At 34.9% G+C, this 21,751-nt stretch carries 26 protein-coding genes; 15 read left to right on the forward strand and 11 right to left on the reverse strand.

Going from position 1 to position 21,751, the window contains the following annotated elements:
• The first annotated feature begins 132 nt into the window (after positions 1 to 132).
• The 8 genes from LUA91_RS11745 (at position 133) to LUA91_RS11780 (ending at position 4,468) form a co-directional block, all read left to right on the forward strand.
• Complete coding sequence (locus LUA91_RS11745) at positions 133 to 780, forward strand: hypothetical protein (protein ID WP_231426241.1); 648 nt, start codon at positions 133 to 135, stop codon at positions 778 to 780.
• Between the two features lie 217 nt (positions 781 to 997).
• On the forward strand, positions 998 to 1,357 hold the full coding sequence (locus LUA91_RS11750; RefSeq protein WP_231426242.1) for a hypothetical protein: 360 nt from the start codon (positions 998 to 1,000) through the stop codon (positions 1,355 to 1,357).
• Positions 1,354 to 1,650 (forward strand): hypothetical protein, encoded by a 297-nt coding sequence (locus LUA91_RS11755; protein ID WP_231426243.1) that lies wholly within the window; start codon positions 1,354 to 1,356, stop codon positions 1,648 to 1,650. Before LUA91_RS11750 ends, LUA91_RS11755 begins: the two co-directional genes overlap by 4 nt.
• 127 nt (positions 1,651 to 1,777) lie before the next feature.
• Complete coding sequence (locus LUA91_RS11760) at positions 1,778 to 2,152, forward strand: hypothetical protein (RefSeq protein WP_231426244.1); 375 nt, start codon at positions 1,778 to 1,780, stop codon at positions 2,150 to 2,152.
• A gap of 52 nt (positions 2,153 to 2,204) precedes the next feature.
• On the forward strand, positions 2,205 to 2,648 hold the full coding sequence (gene arr, locus LUA91_RS11765; RefSeq protein WP_231426245.1) for an NAD(+)--rifampin ADP-ribosyltransferase: 444 nt from the start codon (positions 2,205 to 2,207) through the stop codon (positions 2,646 to 2,648).
• A gap of 175 nt (positions 2,649 to 2,823) precedes the next feature.
• A complete protein-coding gene (locus LUA91_RS11770) occupies positions 2,824 to 3,387 on the forward strand; it encodes a DUF4256 domain-containing protein (RefSeq protein WP_231426246.1) in 564 nt (187 codons plus the stop codon).
• Between the two features lie 92 nt (positions 3,388 to 3,479).
• The gene (locus LUA91_RS11775; protein ID WP_231426247.1) at positions 3,480 to 3,860 is read left to right on the forward strand and encodes an iron chaperone; all 381 of its coding nucleotides are present in this window, start codon (positions 3,480 to 3,482) and stop codon (positions 3,858 to 3,860) included.
• Positions 3,860 to 4,468 carry an alpha-ketoglutarate-dependent dioxygenase AlkB gene (locus LUA91_RS11780; RefSeq protein WP_231426248.1) on the forward strand — a complete coding sequence of 203 codons (609 nt, stop codon included), beginning with the start codon at positions 3,860 to 3,862 and terminating at the stop codon, positions 4,466 to 4,468. Before LUA91_RS11775 ends, LUA91_RS11780 begins: the two co-directional genes overlap by 1 nt.
• Positions 4,469 to 4,517: 49 nt before the next feature.
• On the opposite strand, the gene LUA91_RS11785 is transcribed toward LUA91_RS11780, so the two are convergent.
• Positions 4,518 to 5,309 carry a copper amine oxidase N-terminal domain-containing protein gene (locus LUA91_RS11785; RefSeq protein WP_231426249.1) on the reverse strand — a complete coding sequence of 264 codons (792 nt, stop codon included), beginning with the start codon at positions 5,307 to 5,309 and terminating at the stop codon, positions 4,518 to 4,520.
• A 141-nt stretch (positions 5,310 to 5,450) separates the two neighbouring features.
• Here LUA91_RS11785 and LUA91_RS11790 point away from each other — a divergent pair, with 141 nt between their 5' ends.
• The gene (locus LUA91_RS11790) at positions 5,451 to 5,969 is read left to right on the forward strand and encodes a GNAT family N-acetyltransferase (RefSeq protein ID WP_231426250.1); all 519 of its coding nucleotides are present in this window, start codon (positions 5,451 to 5,453) and stop codon (positions 5,967 to 5,969) included.
• A gap of 341 nt (positions 5,970 to 6,310) precedes the next feature.
• Here LUA91_RS11790 and LUA91_RS11795 read toward each other — a convergent pair whose 3' ends face one another.
• A complete protein-coding gene (locus tag LUA91_RS11795) occupies positions 6,311 to 6,850 on the reverse strand; it encodes a hypothetical protein (RefSeq protein WP_231426251.1) in 540 nt (179 codons plus the stop codon).
• 34 nt (positions 6,851 to 6,884) lie between these two features.
• Entirely contained in the window at positions 6,885 to 7,562 is a 678-nt protein-coding gene (locus LUA91_RS11800) for a hypothetical protein (protein ID WP_231426252.1), read from the reverse strand.
• Between the two features lie 167 nt (positions 7,563 to 7,729).
• Here LUA91_RS11800 and LUA91_RS11805 point away from each other — a divergent pair, with 167 nt between their 5' ends.
• Complete coding sequence (locus LUA91_RS11805) at positions 7,730 to 8,128, forward strand: META domain-containing protein (RefSeq protein WP_231426253.1); 399 nt, start codon at positions 7,730 to 7,732, stop codon at positions 8,126 to 8,128.
• Positions 8,129 to 8,203: 75 nt separating this feature from the next.
• Positions 8,204 to 9,133, forward strand: coding sequence for a YihY/virulence factor BrkB family protein (locus LUA91_RS11810; protein ID WP_231426254.1), 930 nt, complete (start codon positions 8,204 to 8,206; stop codon positions 9,131 to 9,133).
• Between the two features lie 56 nt (positions 9,134 to 9,189).
• Here LUA91_RS11810 and LUA91_RS11815 read toward each other — a convergent pair whose 3' ends face one another.
• On the reverse strand, positions 9,190 to 9,780 hold the full coding sequence (locus LUA91_RS11815; protein ID WP_231426255.1) for a porin family protein: 591 nt from the start codon (positions 9,778 to 9,780) through the stop codon (positions 9,190 to 9,192).
• Between the two features lie 23 nt (positions 9,781 to 9,803).
• Complete coding sequence (locus LUA91_RS11820; protein ID WP_231426256.1) at positions 9,804 to 10,100, reverse strand: hypothetical protein; 297 nt, start codon at positions 10,098 to 10,100, stop codon at positions 9,804 to 9,806.
• A 123-nt stretch (positions 10,101 to 10,223) separates the two neighbouring features.
• Here LUA91_RS11820 and LUA91_RS11825 point away from each other — a divergent pair, with 123 nt between their 5' ends.
• Positions 10,224 to 11,375 carry a hypothetical protein gene (locus tag LUA91_RS11825; protein WP_231426257.1) on the forward strand — a complete coding sequence of 384 codons (1,152 nt, stop codon included), beginning with the start codon at positions 10,224 to 10,226 and terminating at the stop codon, positions 11,373 to 11,375.
• On the opposite strand, the gene LUA91_RS11830 is transcribed toward LUA91_RS11825, so the two are convergent.
• The 5 genes from LUA91_RS11830 to LUA91_RS11850 form a co-directional block, all read right to left on the reverse strand.
• Positions 11,368 to 11,829 carry a DUF4268 domain-containing protein gene (locus tag LUA91_RS11830; RefSeq protein ID WP_231426258.1) on the reverse strand — a complete coding sequence of 154 codons (462 nt, stop codon included), beginning with the start codon at positions 11,827 to 11,829 and terminating at the stop codon, positions 11,368 to 11,370. The genes LUA91_RS11825 and LUA91_RS11830 overlap by 8 nt on opposite strands.
• Positions 11,830 to 11,895: 66 nt before the next feature.
• Positions 11,896 to 14,547, reverse strand: a complete 2,652-nt coding sequence (locus tag LUA91_RS11835; protein ID WP_231426259.1) for a glycoside hydrolase family 78 protein — start codon at positions 14,545 to 14,547, stop codon at positions 11,896 to 11,898.
• A 153-nt stretch (positions 14,548 to 14,700) separates the two neighbouring features.
• A complete protein-coding gene (locus tag LUA91_RS11840; protein ID WP_231426260.1) occupies positions 14,701 to 15,288 on the reverse strand; it encodes a riboflavin synthase in 588 nt (195 codons plus the stop codon).
• A gap of 3 nt (positions 15,289 to 15,291) precedes the next feature.
• Complete coding sequence (gene accC, locus LUA91_RS11845) at positions 15,292 to 16,806, reverse strand: acetyl-CoA carboxylase biotin carboxylase subunit (protein WP_231426261.1); 1,515 nt, start codon at positions 16,804 to 16,806, stop codon at positions 15,292 to 15,294.
• Between the two features lie 52 nt (positions 16,807 to 16,858).
• Entirely contained in the window at positions 16,859 to 17,881 is a 1,023-nt protein-coding gene (locus tag LUA91_RS11850; protein WP_231426262.1) for a low specificity L-threonine aldolase, read from the reverse strand.
• 220 nt (positions 17,882 to 18,101) lie between these two features.
• Here LUA91_RS11850 and LUA91_RS11855 point away from each other — a divergent pair, with 220 nt between their 5' ends.
• On the forward strand, positions 18,102 to 18,962 hold the full coding sequence (locus LUA91_RS11855) for an N-acetylglucosamine kinase (RefSeq protein WP_231426263.1): 861 nt from the start codon (positions 18,102 to 18,104) through the stop codon (positions 18,960 to 18,962).
• A 158-nt stretch (positions 18,963 to 19,120) separates the two neighbouring features.
• Here the strand turns inward: LUA91_RS11855 and LUA91_RS11860 are convergent, their stop codons facing one another.
• Entirely contained in the window at positions 19,121 to 19,810 is a 690-nt protein-coding gene (locus tag LUA91_RS11860; RefSeq protein WP_231426264.1) for an NUDIX domain-containing protein, read from the reverse strand.
• Between the two features lie 109 nt (positions 19,811 to 19,919).
• Between LUA91_RS11860 and pfkA the strand changes: the two genes are divergently transcribed.
• Both pfkA and LUA91_RS11870 read left to right on the forward strand, forming a co-directional pair.
• Positions 19,920 to 20,906, forward strand: a complete 987-nt coding sequence (gene pfkA / locus LUA91_RS11865) for a 6-phosphofructokinase (protein ID WP_231426265.1) — start codon at positions 19,920 to 19,922, stop codon at positions 20,904 to 20,906.
• A 2-nt stretch (positions 20,907 to 20,908) separates the two neighbouring features.
• Positions 20,909 to 21,751: a hypothetical protein gene (locus tag LUA91_RS11870; protein ID WP_231426266.1), complete on the forward strand. Its 843-nt coding sequence runs from the start codon at positions 20,909 to 20,911 to the stop codon at positions 21,749 to 21,751.

Here is a 21,751-nt window from a genome sequence, read left to right on the forward strand (position 1 = left end):
TATTTCTTCGGTTCAACTTTTATTCAAAATTGAAGATTTCCCGATGAAAATCGGGACAGGTGGTGCTTCGATTGCCCCAACATCGCAAATCCCAAAAACATTATGTGCAACTTTTAGACCGACCGAAAAACTATGGACATTGACTTTAATAAAATAAAAACACTCTACGACATCGAAGATAATTCGTTCGGACTTGAAGAATTCGAAATTCTTGATTGTGAAAATCGACTTGACATTAAATTGCCAAAGGTCTTAAGAAAATATTATGTGCAATTAGGAAATCATAATGGACTTAATCAAACTCAAGACAGATTGCTTTTGCCAAATCAGCTTTATCTGCACGACAACGGTTATTTAGTTTTTTACGAAGAAAACCAAGCGGTTTCAATTTGGGGAATTAGACAACAAGACCTGACTTTAGAAAATCCATTAGTTTACATAGCGTTCGACAAGGATGAATGGATATTAGAAAACACTCTTTCAGACTTTTTGACTCCCGCAGGCTATTTGCAATCATTGTTTGCATTTCCGTTTGGTGCAAACGCAGTTGCTATAAATAATCAAGAAGAAACTTTTGTGAGGACAAATTGGACGAACACGGGAATTGGCTTAAAAATATGGGATGCAGAATTTTTTCAGAATGACTTAAATGAAGTTTTAGGTCTTATTAAAAGTGACAATCAAGTAGACCTTTTTGTTGCGACAGAAACAGAAAATAGGTTGAAAGAAATTGACAAAAAGCTTAATTTCAATTGGGAATATTTTTCATTGGACGACTAACAAAGCTGCACAAAATAAGGGTTTACCTTCGGTGAGGGCTTCGCCGTTTGCAATAGTGGGGCGCAACTGCAAAGTTCAACGGTAGTTCTTCGATTGAACTTTTGTGCAAAATTGAAGATTTCCCGATGAAAATCGGGACAGGTGGTGCTTCGATTGCCCCACCATCGCAAAGCCCCAAAACGTTACGTGCTATTTTAAAAACATACTGAAAACGAAGATGAGTTACGACATTACACTATACAGAATTGAAACGAAAGAAAAGGAAGAAAAATCAAAAGATGAAAACTTTTTTGAAAATGAAAAGAATTTAATTGCATTTACAGCACAACAATTTCAAGAACTAAAAGAAAGATTGTTGCAATATGATTATGAATTATCTAATGAAGATAATTTTGGATTACATTTTAGGCATCAAGATGAAGATTTTGGAACTGCATTACTAACAAAAGAAGCACTTTATTTTACAGCTAGTTTCAATGGAAATTCAATTTTTGAAGTAGGAATGACAGCTTCTGAATTTACAGACACAGGAGAATATGCAAAATATAACTCTCAAAATGGAGATTGGGAAATATGAGAATAACAAATAAAGAATTAATTGAAAAGCTAAAAAAAATTGGGAAACTACCAACTTCGGATGTTTCCGATGAAACAGATTTTCCACTTAAAGAATTTGACAATCTATTGCAAGAATTTACTTTGCCTATAGATTTTGAAACAGCTGTAGAACTTGTAAATCTTTCACCGCCAGTTGACGAAACTTGTCACGAAGTTGAATGGAGTTTAATTCATTTGGTTGAAAATATTGATATAAATGAACTTCAAAAGTATTGGACAATTCAGAAGATGGAGAAGTTAAAAGAGTTGTAAAAATTAGACTTGATAATTATAACAAGAAAAAACAGCAGGTAACAACGATTTTCAATAGTGGGTCGAAACTGCAAAGTTCAACGGTATTTCTTCGGTTCAACTTTTGCACAAAATTGAAGATTTCCCGATGAAAATCGGGACAGGTGGTGCTTCGATTGCCCCACCATCGCACGTTTTAGAAGGAACAGCATCTATACTAATGGGTGATGAAGTGGTGAAAGTTACCGCAGGCAGCTGGCATTTAAGACCAAGAGGCATTGTTCATGTGGTTTGGAATTCGGCGAATGAAAACCTGCGTTTAATAGACATGTATTTTAATCAAAATTTTGAAGATTATTTAGAACAACTGTATCACAAAATCATACCTGAAGTGATAGAAAAGAAACTTACATTCGAAGATCCAAAAATTGCTAAACGCATTGCCCAATTGGATAAAAAATTTGGCCTAACTTATTATCCCGAAAAACAACAGGCATTAATTGATAAATATGGGTTGAGTTAAACCAAAATTTGATATACTAAAATATTTATTTAGCTAAAGTCGTTAATATAAAATGGAAACCGATAAACCTCTAAACCCAACAGCCGGAACAGTTCATAGCCCGTTTGTACAAACATATTTCCATGGAACTAAGGCAGATTTAAATCTCGGCGATTTAATTCAGATTGGCCTAAATTCTAATTTTGGTAAGCAAAAAGCAGCCAATTACATTTATTTATCTTCCACCTTAGATGCGGCCATTTGGGGTGCCGAACTTGCATTAGGCGAAGGTAAAGAAAGAATTTATTTGGTCGAACCCACAGGTTCTATTGAAGACGATCCAAATTTAACAGATAAAAAATTTCCTGGCAATCCAACAAAATCCTATCGATCTAAAGATCCCTTTAAAGTTGTTGGCGAAATTACTGTTTGGCACAGCCATCCAAAAGAACAAGTAGCAGCAATGAAAAACACACTGGCCATCTTGAAGGAAAAAGGAATAGAAGCTATAGATTAAGCATGGAAAATTCAATAATCAGGCATTATTATTACTGAAATTATTTGATCCACCACTGATGTCTTTCAAATTCAGATTAATAGGACGCTAATCAGCTACAAATTCTAAACCTTTTGGCACTAAAAATAATTTGATTAATTTTATTTAGAACAACTCCATCGCACAACCTAATAATATGAGTACAAGTAAAATACTTTCGGCAGAACAAGTTGAGGAACTATTAAACACCTTGCAAAAACGCTTCGAGAAAAACATGCATCGGCATGAAGGTATAATTTGGGGAGATGTAAGCGCTAAACTTATTGCAAAATCAGATAAATTATGGTCGCTTGATGAAATGGAAGTTACCGGCGGCGAACCAGATGTTGTTGGCTATGATGAAGAAACGGACGAATATATTTTTTATGATTGTGCCGCTGAAAGTCCGAAAGGAAGAAGAAGTTTTTGTTACGATCTTAAGGCATGGGAATCGAGAAAAGAATATAAGCCACAAAATAATGTTGTAGACGCCGCTTCGAAAATGGGTGTTGAGTTGCTAACGGAAGCGCAATATCAAGACTTGCAGGAAAAGGGAAATTTTGATTTAAAAACATCCAGCTGGGTTAAAACCCCGGAAGAAATTAGAAAATTAGGCGGCGCTATATTTTGCGACCGACGATACAACAAAGTATTTACCTACCATAATGGAGCAGAATCTTATTATGCTGCAAGAGGTTTTCGCGGCTCGCTTCGTGTTTAATTTGTTGTCATAATTACTGCTAAAATTTGCCGCTTTTGCACCTTCAATATTTGGATGGTTTAATCTAATTTCAATATTAAATTAGTCAGGCTATGGATAATACAGAAATAGAAAAATATATTGCTGATTTTCCGCTGGAAACGCAAGAAAAACTTCAGCTTGTTAGAAAAACGATAAAAGAAGCAGCTCCAGAGGCAACTGAAAAAATCAGCTATGCGATACCAACTTTCGATTTATATGGAAATTTGGTTCATTTCGCAGGTTATCAGAACCACATTGGTTTTTATCCAGGGAACGGAGGTATTGAAACTTTTAAGGCTGAAATCTCCGAATATAAAAGTGCAAAAGGTTCGGTTCAATTCCCTTTAAATAAACCATTACCATTGGATTTAATTAGCAGAATAACCAAATTCCGTGTTATCCAAAATTTGGAAAAGGCAAAACTTAAATCGAAAAAAAAGATTAATACCTAATGGATTTATTTTCATCTGCAATAAATACGGATCGAAATTTATTGCCTCATGGTGGTACTGTAAACTATTTTGGCCAATTGTTCAACCATTCAGAAACTCAATTTTATTTTAAGGAGTTAATGGAAAATATCGACTGGAAAAATGATGAAGCTTTTATCATGGGCAAACATATTATTACCAAGCGTAAAGTGGCTTGGTATGGCGATAATGGTTATGCTTATACCTATTCCAATGCCACAAAATATGCCCTACCATGGACAAAAGCATTGTTAGAACTTAGAGAAATTGCAGAACAAAAAACAGGCACAAAATTTAACTCATGCCTGTTAAATCTATATCATAATGGCGATGAAGGTATGGCCTATCATAGCGATGATGAAAAATCACTTTTAAAAAATTCACCAATTGCTTCGATGAGTTTTGGTGCAGAAAGACGATTTCTTTTTAAACATAAACAAACCAAAGAAACCATTTCCACATTTTTAGAGAATGGCAGTTTATTGGTGATGAAAGACGAAACCCAAACTCACTGGTTACATCGCTTGCCGCCTACCAAAAAGGTAAATCAAGCAAGGGTAAACCTAACCTTTAGAACAATGGTTGTTTAAAGTTATGTCATTGGATGAATTGCAGATTCATCCAACAACAAATTAAGAATTAGTGTTTAAATTCTTTAATATCTACAATGCGGTCATCATCAGGATTTTCTTTTAAGAATGAGGTACCGCGGCTGTTTTTCTCCCAACTATAATTTTGTTGGATCTCCCTCACCATAGTTTCCGAATTTAAAACTTTTGGCGGAACCGGTAATGTTAAGGTTTCTCCTGTTAAATAATTTACTTGATAAAGACCTTTATCAACCGCAAAAACAAGTGTCGATTTATCTGAAGAATATAAAATAAATTTGCCTTGAATCATTTCTGCAGGATTTTGTCTCTTAATAGGATAAACCTTTCCACGCACTGTAGCAACTACGAAATCGTTATTAACAACTACTGTAGTCCTTGTGATTTCTTCCAATCCTTTCGCAAAATCTTTATCCTTTGCACCGTTAGAAGGTAGCGTTAAAGCTACAGCATTAGGCAGACCATTTTGAAGTGTAATGATGTAAAATGGCGAGATTTTTTTAGCTCCATCTTCTATTTGCACTAAAACTGCAGTTTTCTGTGAATTAATAAATCGAGCATCCTGATATTTTTTCGCCAATGGTTTCGATCCATCTTGAATATACAATGCAGTATCTTTTAATTTAACCGCAAAACCGCCAGAGCTATCAGGATTTTTATCATATACGTCTTCAACGACTAATATTTTATCTTTATATTTCGGAAACTCATTAAAATCATCTTTATCGGTAAATGCTTTAGAGGTTAAGGTTTTTTCCAAACTTCCACCCGTACAGCTAAATAGTGTAATGGAAAGAAAAAGAGCAAGTAGTGTGTTTTTCATAAAAAGGAATAGCTTTAATTTTTTAGCTAATTTATCATCTTTATCCTTTTAGATTAAAAAAATGGACAATTAAATTTTTGCCTAACAAAAAAAATACAACTTTTGAATGATAAATTATTTTATAAATTAGTTAATAGCACAATGATTATTATTGAAACTGAAAGGTTAATTCTTCGTGAATTAGAAGAAACCGATGTTGAAGGCATGTTTACATTGGATAGCGATGCTCAGGTACATCAGTTTTTGGGCAATAAACCTGTATCTACCATCGATGAAAGCAGAGCCGATATCAAATTTATAAGAGCGCAATACATCGAAAATGGAATTGGCCGTTGGGCTGTAATTGAAAAAGAATCAAACCAATTTGTGGGGTGGAGCGGTTTAAAATTAATTAAGGAAAACATTAATTATCATTGCAATTATTATGATATCGGATATCGTTTTATCAGCAAATTTTGGGGTAAAGGTTATGCTACCGAATCGGCTCGGGCAGTAATGGAATATGGCTTTAATACCTTAAAATTGAATGAAATTATTGGCATTGCAGATATAGAAAATCAGGCATCAATTAACGTTTTGGAAAAATTGGGATTGAAGAAAATCAATATTTTTGAATATCATGGAAAAGCACATCAATGGTTAAAAATTGAAAAATTTTGAGGTTTAAGCCCATCAATAAAAATATCTTAAGAGAGTGAAATTCTCAACAATATGTTATTTAGATTTTCATAAATTAGCATAAACGATCTTACTCATGATACCACTGATTTTCATTCCATTTATTTTCATTCTTCTTGCAAAGAAAGCCAATGCAGCCAGAGCCGCTTATAAGATGAAAGATTATTCACGATTTAAAATGGAGTTGGTAATGCTTACAATAATGGTAGTAATTGGATCAAGCTTGGTAATTTTTATGCAACTGAAATTTTTTAAATAATTTAGATTGATCATTAAATTATCTGGATTTAATATCAAATGATTTAAGTTTTAATACCTATTCCTTACCATTTCCAACTTAAATCTTCATGATAATTTAAATTTAAATTTCTCGCAAGCGAAATTAAGTCATCTCGCAATCTGTTTACATTTTCGATACCGGCTTTAGGAATAATTACCGTTTCAATTTTCAGTTTTATAAAGAAATGATTTTCAGTTTCAGACATAGAACTAATTTGTGATAAAAATACATCAGATTGACCAGCAACACTCTCATAATGCAAATGAGAATCATTTATTTTTAATCTAACCTCCTTATCAAATCTACTTTCGTAAGCTTTTAAAAGCTTCTTATAATGATGAATATAATGTCTCTTCATCCTTCCAGAATGAAAAAACGAGATGATCAATAAGATGCAGAAAAGTATTAATGCCATCAGCATTTCATCTTTCCAAAGCAAAAATGCTATTAACATGGAGATGATAAATAAATAGGCAAACCAGGTTTTAAGGATAATTTGTTTCAGCTTTCCATCATTCTTGAAATGATATAAGTTAGCCTGTAAAAAATCTTTTTCCTTTAAAATATATTTGATATCAATCACTTCTGTATGTTTTAATACGTATCTCGCCTAAATATTATTCTGCCCACAATAAGAAATTAATAATATCACATTGTTTTCTGGATGCTTCCGGAATTTCATCCTGAAACATAAAGAGCATGCCATTTGTATTTAGTTTCAGTTTATCTTTAGTAAGCGTACTGGTTATGTCTTCAAGCTTATCCTTAGTTTCGGCTGGTATAGCTAGTAAAACTTCATTAAAATACTTTTTAAATATAACTTGTTTTTGCATGGTGGTTTTAGGATTTAAACTAAGATGTATCTCATTAAATAGAATTGCATGAACATCTGGGTAGAATTTAAAAAACTGTAGAGAAAGTATCGATGACAAGTAAGCTTTTGGCTGTACATATTTCTGATTTCGATCCATTTCCTTTTCCAAAACCCAAATTTTATTATTTAAAACGCTATCGTAAACAAGCTTCAGCTGATTTATTGACTTTTGAAGCATCGGCGATAATTTCATTTCTCTCCTTAATACCCGGTATTTGGGAAGAAGCTGTGTTTTATAATTTATTATATAATTCGCTTTAACTAAAAAATCATCTTTCCAAAAAGTATCTCTTTTACATTTTTCATATTCAACTTTGGTTAATAATAAACTATCACATGTATTTGAACTTATTTTTTGTCCATAAACATGAACGAAAAATAGATTAAAAATTATTATTAACCTGAAAATTAGAGATTTCATAATATAAATGAGGATGGTTTAATACTGCATACATTAATATAGATCTACTAAAATATCAAAAAACATTTATCATCCACAATAATGAAGATGGTAAACTTTTATAATTTCTAATAGTAAATTATTTTCTTGGTTTAGTTTTTGATATGAGTTGAAAAAATCAGAAAATCATGAAAAATTTATTTATTTGCGGGCTTGTAATATGTTTATTTAGTGCTTGCCTGGAAAAGTTCGATCAGAAAAAATTAACGCAAACTAAATGGGAACTAACTGAATTACCAGGCTTAACACTACCTACAAGTGCAAAAGCAACTTTAAATTTTGGCGATAGCTTAAAAGTAAATGGAAAAGCTTTTTGCAATAACTATGGCGGCCAGGCAGAAGTGGTAGAAAATAAAATTATGCTTAAGAATCTGTTCAGCACCAAAATGTTTTGTCAGGAAACTGATGCAGCCGAGCGAGCTTATTTGCAAGCGATTAATCAGGTTAATACTGCTAAAATTGAAGGCGATAGATTAACCCTATTAAACGGAACGCAAAAGTTGTTGGTTTTTAAGAAACTAGATTAAGAATAATTTATATATTCAAAAGCCCGAAATAAACTTTTTTAGTATTTTCGGGCTTTTAGTTTTTATAACGAAACGATGTCATTAAAAATCAAATTGGATTTTAAGTTCTTTTTCTCTACAGCGAGAAATGCTTTTGTACTGTTTCAAAAAAACGATCCATTACGATTGGCAGGAGCAACTGCTTTCTTTACCAACTTTGCGTTACCACCTATCCTCATTATATTAATTCGGTTATTCGGCATGTTTACCGATAGAAGAATGCTTGCCACACATTTATTTGAGCGCTTGGCAAATATTCTTGATGATGATAGTATACAACAAATTAGATCGACATTAAGAAATATTCGTGGAATTGATCAGGCTTGGTACATTACCCTTTTTAGCTTTGTTTTTTTCTTATTTGTAGCCACTACCCTTTTTAATGTAATCAAAAACTCATTGGAACAAATTTGGAATATTGGCCAGAAAGATAAAAAAGGTGTGCTCAGCACATTAAAATCAAGGGCAATTTCTGTAATTATTATTTTATTGGCGGGTATTTTATTTTTTATAGGTTTACTGGCCGATAGTGTTCAAGCCATTATTGGTGCTTATTTAAATACCAATTCTCCATCTTTCGGACTTGTTTTAACCTCCATTTTAAATCAATTTATTTTCGTCATCATCGTTACCACCTGGTTTACCATGTTGTTTAGGTATTTAACCAATGGCCGACCAACGTGGAAAGCAGCACTTTCAGGTGGATTATTAACAGGGTGCTTATTTACCGCTGGAAAGTATATTTTAAGAATATTGTTACCCCTTAGTAATATCAGCAATATTTATGGTTCGGCAGGCTCACTTATTGTTATTATGCTATTTGTGTTCTACTCATCGCTTATTTTCTACTTTGGTGCATCATACATTAAAGCATTAAGTATTGGTCGTGAAACACCAATTATTCCTAAAAACGGATCTTACGCATACGAGTTAACAGAAGTTGATTTAGTAGAAAAACCTGATTAACAGAAAAAGGCAAATCGTTATTGATTTGCCTTCTTCTGTTATGCTTTATTCTTTTCTTAGAATAATCTATATCCCAATCCAACTGTGAACAAATTCAACTTTGTTCCTGGGTAACCAGATTTATTGATTTTTGATAAACCCAATTCATATCTGGCTTCTAAACTTAATTTTTTCAAATCAACTCCAGCCCCAAATTGCCAGGCCAAAGCTTGATTTTTAAAATCAGCCCTGAAAACACTTCCCGCAGCTTGACTAAAACTTTGATTTTCATCAATTATTAAGGAAAACATTGGTCCTGTGTTTAATCTAACGCCGATTCCTGCAGCACCAAACTTCGTACCCACTAACAAAGGAACGTCCAAACTTGTAAAACGAACCTTATTTACTTCGCCAGTTGCATCGCTAATTAAATCAGCTTTTTTGCCAGATATGTATAGTTCTGGTTGAAAATGAATTCCCGCAGCACCAATCCTTGCCCATACTCCTCCATAAAATCCAGCCCGATTATCACTACTAAAAGTATTCTCCGAATCGAATTTAGAGAAGTTTGCTCCAGCTTTCAAACCAAATTGGAATGAAGGTAAAACTTGCGCACTTGCGAAAAAGCATACAAATAAGCATGCTACCGTTAAAGATAAAGATTTCATAATATGGGATATTTTATATGTTTCTAGCTAGTTGCATTGTTAATGGCTTCTTGTTCTTTTAAAGCCTCAACATTGTTTTTGTTGCCAAAATTCTCTGTTTTGTTTGCAAAATAGTCTAAAATAGACACAATCGTATCTAAATTATCCGCCAATCTTTGGTGCATATCACCTGCATCCTTTTCTAATCTACTATCCCCAAGTTCAATATTGTCGACTTCGATTTTGCCAATCTTCTGAATAAGTGCCTGTTGTGAATTTTGTAAATCCTCAAGTTCACGCACAATCTTCTCCATTAATTCAAACTTCTTTAAAGTATTCATAGGTCTTCTTTTTAATTTTTTAAACTGTTTTATAATAAACCCATACCTCATCAATTTGTTTTTATTTCCATTTATTTGGAATTTCAAAAAACAACTAATAAATTAGTTTAAAATCCAATTATTATGAAAAGTTTATTTCTCACAGCTGTATTTTCCGTGTTCAATATCATCGTTTTTGCCCAAACTTTAGCAATTGATAAAGATAAGTTGTTTGATTTATACCAAACCCAACGCTATGCAGAAGCTGGTGAATATCTAAAAGAAAATTATGGAGAAAACACAGAAGATTTGAAAGCATTGACCCAAATGGGTTACTGTTTTTTAATGGCGGGCAATAATGTAGAAGCAGAGAAATATTATTTGAAAGCTAATTCTTTGCAAGCCGATAACCTACCTATTCTTTTTAATTTGGCCAGCATCAATACTAGGAGGGGCAATACCGATAAAGCCAAGCAGTACTATGGGGAAATTGTAAAGCTTGATAGCAACAATTTTATTGTTTATAAACTTTTAGCAAACATGTATTTCTCCAATAAAGATTCGTTAAAGCGAGTTTACCTTTTAAAAGCAAATAAACTGGTGCCTACTGATGGCGATGTTGCTGTTGATTTGGCCGAAGTGCATGCTTTATATCAAGATAATGGTAAAGCTTACGATGTTTTGAATGTGGCTATTAAAGCTGATAGTGAAAATCTTGTATTGCAAAGAGCAAAACTTCCAATAGCGAATTATTTAAAAAAGTATGATGAAGTAATTGTTTCAGGTGAGGCTTTGCTAAAGATTGGGCCAGATGCGGCAGTTATAAAGGATGTTGCAAAGGCTTACTACTTCACTAAAAAATATGATAGAGCAGTTGCTCTTTTTACACAGCTGGAGAAAATGCAGATGCAAAATGAAAACACATTATATTATACTACACTATGTTATCGCTATTTAAAAAACCATAAAATGGCTGCAGTATATGCTAAAAAAACAATTGAGGAAGGGATTTCGCCAAATATCCCAAACTATTATGCACTATTGGGTTTAGCTTATGAGGAAAATCAACAATTTTCTCTGGCAAATGCTGCTTACAAGAAAGGACTTTTTTTTGATACTAACCCTACTTTATATTATCGGCTGGCCATACTTTATGATACTAAGTTGAAACAAAGTAAATCCGCAAGAAATTACTACCAACTTTATCTAAAAAGCAAACCCAATCCTAAAATTGACGAGCAGGAAATTAAGTTTGCTCAAGCGAGAATTGAGCAGATGGATTTATTAACTAAATAAGATCTTCGAAAACAGGCTTCACATTATCCCAAAATTCATCTAAAGCAATAATTCTGGGTTTAAAAAATGAGATCAAATCTGGCCAATGTTGTTGGTTAAATACGCTCACGCCATTTAATGTAATCGAAATTTGGCTCACCGTTTTTCCATATTCATCGGTAAAATCTTTTACCCAATCCCATTCCTCATTCATGGTGTTCGAAAACATCAATTTAAATTCCTCAAATTGATCAAATATTAAATGCCTGATATCTGCATCTGGGTGTGTAAGCTGAATAGCTATGATAGCCTGCTTATTGGTAACATCCATTTTAAAGAAGATATTTTTGACACCAGTTTTGTAATTAACCCAATGTACGGTTGATCCACTTGCAGATGGAACAGGTTTCATATACTGCCCAAAGCTAATCCAAAATTGCTGTCTTAACCTCGCGGCCTCTTCTTTGCTATACATATTATTTAATGCGATTGCTATAAATTAAATGATATTTTTTGAGCAATAGCCTGCAATATTAAAGCATTAATATTTGTATTCAAAATGATAATTTCCTGATCCGATTTTTTCCTTTTTCTCACTTTTTGGTAACACCACTGTAGCTGTAGAGTTAGGTGGAACAGATACATCCAATTTGAAAAGACCATTTTCCAATGTCCATGATGATTTTACCAAACCATAAACAGTTTCCAATTCGCCAGCTGCGCTAGATAATTTTCCACCTGGTTTTGGAGCGATTAATATTTCTTTGTAACCAGGATTTTGAGCTACTGGATTTATTCCTGTAATGTTTTTGTACATCCAATCGCCGATAGCGCCATAGGCATAATGATTGAACGAGTTCATATCCGGAGTTTGAAAAGATCCATCTTGTTTAATACCGTCCCATCTTTCCCAGATAGTAGTTGCCCCCATTTTAACTGGATATAACCATGAAGGATAGCTTTCTTGCATCAATAAATCGTAAGCAACATTATCGTAATCAAAACGGCTTAATACGTGGCACAAATAAGGTGTTCCTAAAAAACCTGTGGTTAAATGGTTTCCATAATCTTTAACATTTTGCACCAATCTTTCTGCTGCTTGTTTACGGTTTTCTTCAGGCAGCATATCAAATTGCAAAGCCAAAACATAGGCTGTTTGCGTGTTCGAAGCCAACTTACCATTTGCCGTCATGTTCTCATTCACATAGGCTTGCTTAATTCTTTTTAGAAGGCTTTCATATTTCGCTATATCTTCTGTTTTACCCAAAACCTTTGCAGCATTAATCAATAATTGTGTAGAATGTGCATAAAATGTTTGCGCAATCATATACTTGTCTGTTACTGCTGCACGCCCATCATTATCATCATTAGGTCGATAAAATAGCCAATCGCCAAAGTGCGAACCAGTGTTCCACAAATCATTTTTGGCAACCGATGAAATATAATCTACCCATTTTTTCATACTAGGATATTGTGCTGTCAAGATGCCTTTATCGCCATAAGCTACATACATATCCCAAGGAATAATAGTGGCTACATCGGCCCAACCTGCCGATCCAGCATCGCGTTTATTCAATACATTTGGTATCACATAAGGTACACTTCCATTTTCCAGTTGATCTGCAGAAACATCCTTCATCCATTTGGTAAAAAAACCAGCTACATCCATGTTGTAAGCAGCTGTATTTGCAAATGCTTGCGCATCACCAGTCCAACCTAAACGCTCGTCTCTTTGCGGGCAATCAGTAGGAACATCCACAAAATTTCCTTTTTGCCCCCACTGAATATTATGCTGCAACTGATTTAGCATCGCATTTGAACTTGTAAACCTTCCGGTTTGTTTCATATCTGAATATACCGCCACAGCTGTTAAAGCATCAGCAGTTAATTCTCCGGGATAACCGTCAATTTTTACATACCTGAATCCCTGAAAAGTGAAATGGGGCTCAAAAGTTTGTGCAACGTTATCTTTAAGAATATACTGATTTGATTGTTTTGCAGACCGTAGATTGGTGGTATAAAAATTTCCAGCTTTATCCAATACCTCTGCATGGCTTAAAGTAATTTTTGTGCCCGCTGGCCCTTTGGCTTTAAGTATCACCCAACCCACCATATTTTGCCCAAAATCGACAACGGTTTCTCCTAAAGGTGTTTTGAAAATTTTAATAGGTTTAAAGATTTCATGTTTTGTAACCGGCGGACCGCTCATGCCAACCAACTTTACCTTATCTTTTGGGATAATTCTTGTGGCCTTCCATGATAAGTTTTCCTTAAAACCGATATTATCCCATCCTTTTTGTTCTTTTCGGGCATCATAGGTTTCACCATTATAAATATCCGATGATAAAATCGGGCCATCGGAAGTTTTCCAGGTATCATCAGTGATAAAAATTTCTCTGGTTCCATCTCCATATACCACTTCTAACTGAAAAAGTAAGGCTCTCGTATCGCCATAAAATTTACTTTGTCCTGCAAAACCTATTCGGCCTTTGTACCAACCATCGCCTAAAGAAACACCAAACGCGTTTAAACCTGTTTTTAAGGAATTTGTTAAATCATAAACCTGATATTGCAAATGATCCTGATAACTTGTCCACCCTGGTGCAAAATAGTGGTTGCTTATCCGTTGACCATTCAAGCGGGCTTCATACAAACCTTTTGCGGTGATATAAGCAGTGGCTGTTTTTATTTTCTTGCGAATATTAAATTCCTTCCTAAATATCGGACTTGCTGCTGAAGTATCTTTTCCTTCAATAGTTATCCAATTGGCAATCCAATCCTTCTCTTTTAAGCCGGTTTGAAACCACTGCACTTGCGACCATTTCGATGTATTGCCATGATTATCTTTTACCCTTACCTGCCAGTAATATTTGGTTTTCGATTCCAAATCTGGTCCGGCATACGTAACCAAAACCGACTGATCACTTTTTTTATCTGATGACCAAACTGTACTTTTGCTGATCGTCTCGTTTTTTCCTACACGTATTTCATAATTGGTTTGCAATGTATTTTTGATATCCGATTGCGTTTTCCAGCTAAACCGAGGTTGAGAATTATCTACACTAAAAGGATTTACCAAATGTTCAACAGTTAAATCTTGTACTGCGATTTTTTGAGAAAACCCCTTAACAGAAGAAAAAACTACAATAGTAAAAACAACAAAAAATCGGGTAAGCAATGATGATGGGCTCATGTTGGTGATATTAAATTTGGCTTTGGTTACACTATAATGCGCATTAAATCAGGGCTAACTGTCCTGTACAGTTATGTATAAAAGAAAAGCCTTGGTTAAAATAACCAAGGCAAAGCTTATTAACTAAAATTTTACTTTTAACTCCTTAAAAATCTACTTGTTCGCCATTAAACGAGCAACATATTTTCCAATAATATCAAACTCTAAATTTACGGTATCGCCAACTTGGACCTGATGCAAATTGGTGTGCTCAAAAGTGTAAGGAATAATGAATACAGAAAATTCATTAGCCTCAGAATTAACTACCGTTAAGCTAATTCCATTTACACAGGCCGAGCCTTTTTCTACAGTAACGTTACCGGCTGAAGCATCGTATTTGAAACGGTACTCCCAACTTCCATCCAATTCTGCTCTCTTAACGCAAACCGCTGTTTGGTCTACATGCCCTTGAACAATATGCCCATCCAGGCGTGCATTCATTTGCATACATCGCTCTAGATTAATTTTGCTGCCTACTTTTAAATTGCCCAAATTGGTTTTATTCAGCGTTTCATCAATGGCCGTCACTGTATGTGAACTATCATCTAATGCCACCACAGTAAGGCAAACGCCGTTATGAGCTACGCTTTGATCGATTTTAAGTTCATGGCTTATTGACGACGAAATGGTAAAATGAATATTGGTTTGATCGTTTTTGATGGCTGTAACTTCGCCTAGGTTTTCTATAATTCCGGTAAACATGGTTTAATATTTAATTCTATTTTTTCTCCAATCGGAAGTTTTTGCCACAGCACTATCAAATTTTTCAATGCTGTTTTTGTTTTTGAAAAGCTTCGCTGCAACTAAAGCCGCGATCAATGCTTCCGTTTCATCGTAATTTTTAAGGCTCTCGGCATTAAAATATTTGCCAACAAAATGAGTATCAAAATCTCCAGACCTAAAAGCCTGGTGCTGCATTACAAATTTACCAAAACCCAAAGTAGTTTCTATCCCGGTAATATCATATTCGTCGATGGCTCTGATCATTCTTTGTATAGCCTCTTCCCTATCTTTTCCAAAAGTGATCAGCTTTGCGATCATCGGATCATAATATATTGGAATTTCCATTCCCTGTTCAAAACCATCATCTACCCTTACACCATTTCCTTTTGGCGTTTTATAGGTTTGCAAAGTGCCAATATCTGGTAAGAAATTATTATTTGGATCTTCAGCATACACCCTCAATTCTACCGCATGACCATTGATTTTTAGATCCTCCTGATTAAAACTTAAGGGCTCTCCTGACGCAATTTTAATCTGCTCCTTAACCAAATCAATCCCAGTAATTAATTCTGTAACGGGATGCTCTACCTGAAGTCGCGTGTTCATTTCCAAGAAGAAAAAATCCAGATTTTCATCTAAAATAAATTCTACAGTACCGGCACCAGTATAACTGACCGAACGGGCCACATCTACCGCACATTCCCCCATTTTTTCTCTAATTTCTGGTGTTAAAACGGATGAAGGTGCTTCTTCTACCACTTTTTGATGACGCCTTTGAACAGAACATTCACGCTCGAAAAGATGAACAATATTGCCATGCTCATCACCCAAAACCTGAATTTCGATGTGCCGGGGAGAAGTTACATATCTTTCGATGAAAACCGCTCCATCACCAAATGCTGACGTGGCTTCGCTAACTGCCAGTTGCATCTGTTCTTCAAAATCGTTTACACCATCTACAATGCGCATGCCTTTGCCACCACCACCAGCGGCTGCCTTTATCAAAATAGGGAAACCCACTTCAATAGCCCTACGCTTTGCCTCGGCAACATCTGTAATGGCCTCCTCAGTTCCTGGAACCATTGGAATGTTATATTTTAGTGCGGCAGCTTTGGCGGAGAGTTTATTACCCATAATCTGCATGGCTTTTGGCGATGGACCAACCAAAATCAATCCTGCGTCAGCAACCTGCTGAGCGAAACCTGCATTTTCAGATAAAAAGCCATAACCAGGATGAATGGCATCAGCACCGGTATCTTTACAAGCCTGAATTATCTTTTCTCCAACCAAATAACTTTGATTTGAAGCCGCAGGACCAATAAAAATAGCTTCGTCGGCGTAGCGAACATGCAAAGCATTCCGGTCAGCTTCCGAAAAAACCGCTACGGTTTTGATACCCATTTCCTTAGCCGAACGCATAATTCTTAGGGCAATTTCTCCCCTATTTGCAATTAAAAGTTTGGAGATTTTAAGTTGACTATTTTCAGATGATGACATTTGGTTAGAATTTTATGATGTACACTTTCGGATTCCTAAAAGAAATCCATTATTACAAATGTAAAATTATTTCGATGGCCTCATCAATCATCGATTCACTAAGATCGAGATGAGTAACCAACCTGACAGTACTTGCAGAGGTAGTATTACAATGCAAACCTTTGTCTCTTAGTTGATCGACAATTTTCTGTGCCAAACCTGTTGCTACTTCAAAAATTAAAATATTTGTTTCTACAGGCATAATCGACTTTACATAACTGGTTCTAGCCAATGCAACAGCCAATGCCTTCGCATGATCATGGTCAACTTTTAATCTTTCTACATGATGATCAAGGGCATATATACCTGCTGCAGCTAAAAACCCGGCTTGGCGCATCCCTCCACCAAAAGCCTTTCTTATTTTTCTGGCCTTGGTAATCATATCTTTTGATCCCAATAAAACCGATCCTACTGGTGCACCTAATCCTTTTGATAAGCAGATTGAAATTCCATCAAAGTATTTTCCATACGCACTAGCCTTATCTCCGGTAGCCACCAGAGCATTAAAAATACGGGCGCCATCCAAATGTAGTTTCAATCCTTTGATATTACATAAATGATGTATTGGGGCAATTTGATCTAAAGTATAACATTTCCCGCCTCCTTTATTCACCGTATTTTCTAAAACTACCAAACTCGAATTCGGGTAGTGAATATTATCTTCGTTGATTTCGGGTTCAATTAATTCTGGCGTTAATATTCCGCGTTCACCATAAAGCAGCCTCACAGAAGCTGCAGAATGAAAAGCAATACCGCCAATTTCATATCGGTAAACATGAGCAGTTTGATCGCAAATTACCTCATCCATGGGTTGGGTAAAACATTTTATGGCAATTTGATTGGTCATTGTTCCCGAAGGACAAAACAATCCGGCTTCCATATTAAACATTAAAGCCAATTTATGTTCTAGCGCAGTTACTGTTTCGTCTTCTCCAAAAACATCATCACCCACCCTGGCACTCATCATGGCATCTAACATACCTGCAGTTGGTTTAGTAACTGTATCACTCCTGAAATCTAAAAATCTGCTATTCATTTTTTAAAGAATTGTAAAATGTTTTTGACGATTAAAAAAAAAGACCAATGCCTTTTCTGGTATAATTTTAAGGTTTTTAGCCCATTAAGACCGTTATATAGTGTATTTTTTACACACTTAATTTTTCACAACAACAAATTGTTAAAAAATTATTAAAAAAAAAGATACAAAATATAAGAGTTTTTATACTTTTATCGTGCTAAAACCAAAAATAAATAAAATGATAGTAATTGCAGACGGTGGATCTACCAAAACAAATTGGTGTTTGATTAACGAGGCCGGCAGAAAAATTTACTTTAACACCGAGGGTTACAATCCGTATTTTTCGAAAGGAGAATATATTGTAAAGTCTTTAAATGAAACTCTTCCAGACCACTTGGAAAGAGAGAAATTGCAAGGAGTTTATTATTATGGAGCTGGTTGTTCAACCCCTGGGAATGTAAAAATTGTGGCTGATGCCATGAAACAGGTTTTTACCAATGCCGAAATCTTTGTTGGTCATGATTTACTTGCCTCTTGCAGAGCGCTTCTTGGAAACGAGCCAGGATTTGCTGCTATTTTAGGTACCGGTACCAATTCATGCCTTTATGATGGGACAGACATTACCTTAAACATTGATTCATTGGGTTATTTTTTAGGTGATGAAGGAAGCGGATCATTTATTGGTAAGCGCATTTTGAGCGATTACATGAAAGGTTATATGCCAAAAGGTTTACGTGAAGCATTTTATGATAATTATGCTTTAACCAACGAAGATATTTTTGATAATATTTACAACAAACCTCTGCCAAACCGTTTTTGTGCTAGTTTCAGTAAGTTTCTTTATGATTTTAAAGATAATTACGAAGATTACGCATTCAGCACAATTGATTATGCTTTTACTTCTTTCTTTGAAGCTTTAGTTATCCACTACCCGAACTATAAAGATCATAAATTAAACTGTGTAGGTTCTGTAGGTTACAGTTTCCGTGATATTTTAAGTATCGTGGCCGATCGTTACGAAATGGGTGTAGGTAAAATTATCCGTTCTCCTATAGATGATTTGGTACATTATCACTTAGAACTCGCTCCGAAAAAATAAATTTTAAATTCGGAATCTTTAGTCTGAATTACAAAAACATAAAATAAGAAGCCCGATTTGAAATCTCAAATCGGGCTTCTTTGTATAAAATTATCGGTTCAATGCCGCACTATTCACTTTCTACTTAAACTTTTCACTTTTTACTTTTTACTTTTAGCTTAAAACGATATTTCTTTTCCAAAAAGCTTCGCATACTTTCGCTTATCAAAACGATATAAAGTTGCGGCTCTGTAAGAAACGCCTTTTTGCTTTTCATCCAGCTCCTTTAACACACCAAAGCTTACAATTTTCTTTCTAAAATTTCTTTTATCGAGTTTTTTGCCCAATACCAACTCATAAACATGCTGTAGTTGAGTTAAGGTAAACTTTTCTGGTAAAAGCTCGAAAGCAATTGGCTGATGTTTAATTCTACGTTTGATTTTTTCTAATCCCTTGTCATAGATCTTTTGGTGATCAAAAGCCAATTTAGGCAAATCAGTAATTGGCAACCAGTTTGCCCGTTTGGCGTAATTACTTATCGGGCGAAGTTCTTTATCGCCACCCAAACGAATAAGTGCATAATACGCCAAAGTGATTACCCTTCCTTGCGGGTGCCTGTTGGGGTCGCCAAAGGCATAATATTGCTCCATGTAAATGCCACGAAGACCAGTAAGTTCATATAAAATTCGAGAGGCTGATTGATCCAAACTTTCATCGGCACCAACAATGTTACCGGGCAATGCCCACCAATCTTTAAACGGTTCTTCATTCCTTTCAATGAGAAGAATTTTCAATTCCTTTCCATCAAATCCAAACAAAACGCAATCTATCGAGAATACTGAATCTAAATGAGGTAAAATTTGTTCCAAGGTAAAATTTAGTTATTTTAAGCAGATAAAGGTATGACTTTCAATATTAAGTAAAAAAAATAAAAAAAATTACTTAGTGTAAAAATTACACACTATATTCGTATCATAGATGGAGCCAAATATTAAAAATATAGCTGTACTTACTTCTGGTGGCGATGCCCCAGGAATGAATGCCGCAATCAGAGCTGTTGTTCGTACCGGAATATATCATGGCATTAACATGTTTGGTGTAATGCAAGGGTATCAGGGATTAATTACCGACAACATAAAACCAATGGATGCCCGATCTGTAAGTAATATTTTACACTTGGGCGGAACAATTTTAAAAACCGCACGTTGCCTGGAATTTAAAACAGATGAAGGACAACAAATTGCCTATAATAATTTAAAGAAAAACAATATTGATGGCTTGGTGGTGATTGGTGGCGATGGAACTTTTACAGGAGCCAAAAGATTCTCTGAAACTTTTGGTGTTAAAGTAATTGGTATACCAGGCACTATTGACAATGATTTAGTGGGATCGGATTTTACTCTAGGATATGATACTGCCATTAATACCGTTATTGAAGCAATAGATAAAATTCGCGATACTGCAGATGCGCATGACCGATTATTTTTTATTGAAGTAATGGGTAGAGATTCTGGTTGTATTGCCTTAAGAAGCTCGATTGCCAGCGGTGCCGAAGCGGTTTTATTGCCAGAAAGAGAAACCAGTGTAAATGAATTAATTGATAAACTTGCTTTAGGAGCTGCAACAAAAAAATCATCGAGTATTGTAATTGTTGCCGAAGGGCACAAACAAGGTGGTGCTTACGATATTGCTAAAAAAGTAAAAGAAACTTTTGATCATTACGATACCAAGGTTACTATACTCGGACACTTACAACGTGGTGGAAGTCCGAGCAGTTTTGACAGAATTTTAGGTAGCCGCCTGGGTTTTGCTGCAGTAAATGCGTTAATAGCTGGAGAAACCGAGCAAATGGTTGGCTTAAAAGGCAACGAAATTAAAATGACCAGTATTACAGAAGCTTTAACAGCACATAGCTTTAAACTGGAACCCGATTTAATGGAAATGACAGAAGTTTTATCCATATAAATATGATAGCAGTAGTTTACAGTGGATCGAGAACGGCATTTTGGAAATTAACACAAAATGGACAGGTTGTAGCACATTGCAATACTAGTGGTATCAATCCAACTTTTGTAGATTCAAAAATGCTGTTGCAAATTTTGAACAAAAAGGTGGTTTTGGTTAACAATGCTGAAAACATAAAGAAAATATATTTCTTTGCCGCCGGTGCTTCATCGCCCGATCGTAAAGAAGAATTATCAAAAACCCTTTCATCATTTTTTAGATACAGTAAGGTTTTTGTTGAGGATGACTTATTTGGAGCAGCGAAAGCCGCATGTTATGATAAGCCTGGAATTGTTGGTATGCTGGGCAGTGGCTCACATTGTGCCTACTTTGATGGTAAAAAGCCTTTAAAAAATAACTTCGGATTAGGATATATCCTTGGAGATGAAGGCTCTTCAAATTATTTCGGAAAAATGCTTTTAAAAGACTTTTTAAGTGAGAAATTACCCGCTGATTTGGAAGCAAAATTTATTGGAAATTATAATCTAGATCGCCCTCAGATCCTGGAAAGAATTTATAACAAGCCACAGGCTAATATTTTTTTAACTTCTTTTTTTGAATTTTTTACGCAAAACATTGATCACGAATACATCATCAAATTAATTGATAGTGGATTTGAAAAATATTTCCAAACCTATATTCTACCAACAGTAGAAAGATATGGAAAGGAAGACATTCATTTTGTAGGCAAAGTGGCCTCAGAGCTGGAAGAACGCTTGCAATTAACTGCAGAAAAACACCAACTCAAAATTAAAACGATTATTAAAGAACCAATACTAAATTTATTAAAACATTACACTAATTAA

It is taken from the genome of Pedobacter sp. Leaf250 (genome assembly GCF_920984735.1).
Taxonomy (GTDB): Bacteria; Bacteroidota; Bacteroidia; order Sphingobacteriales; family Sphingobacteriaceae; genus Pedobacter.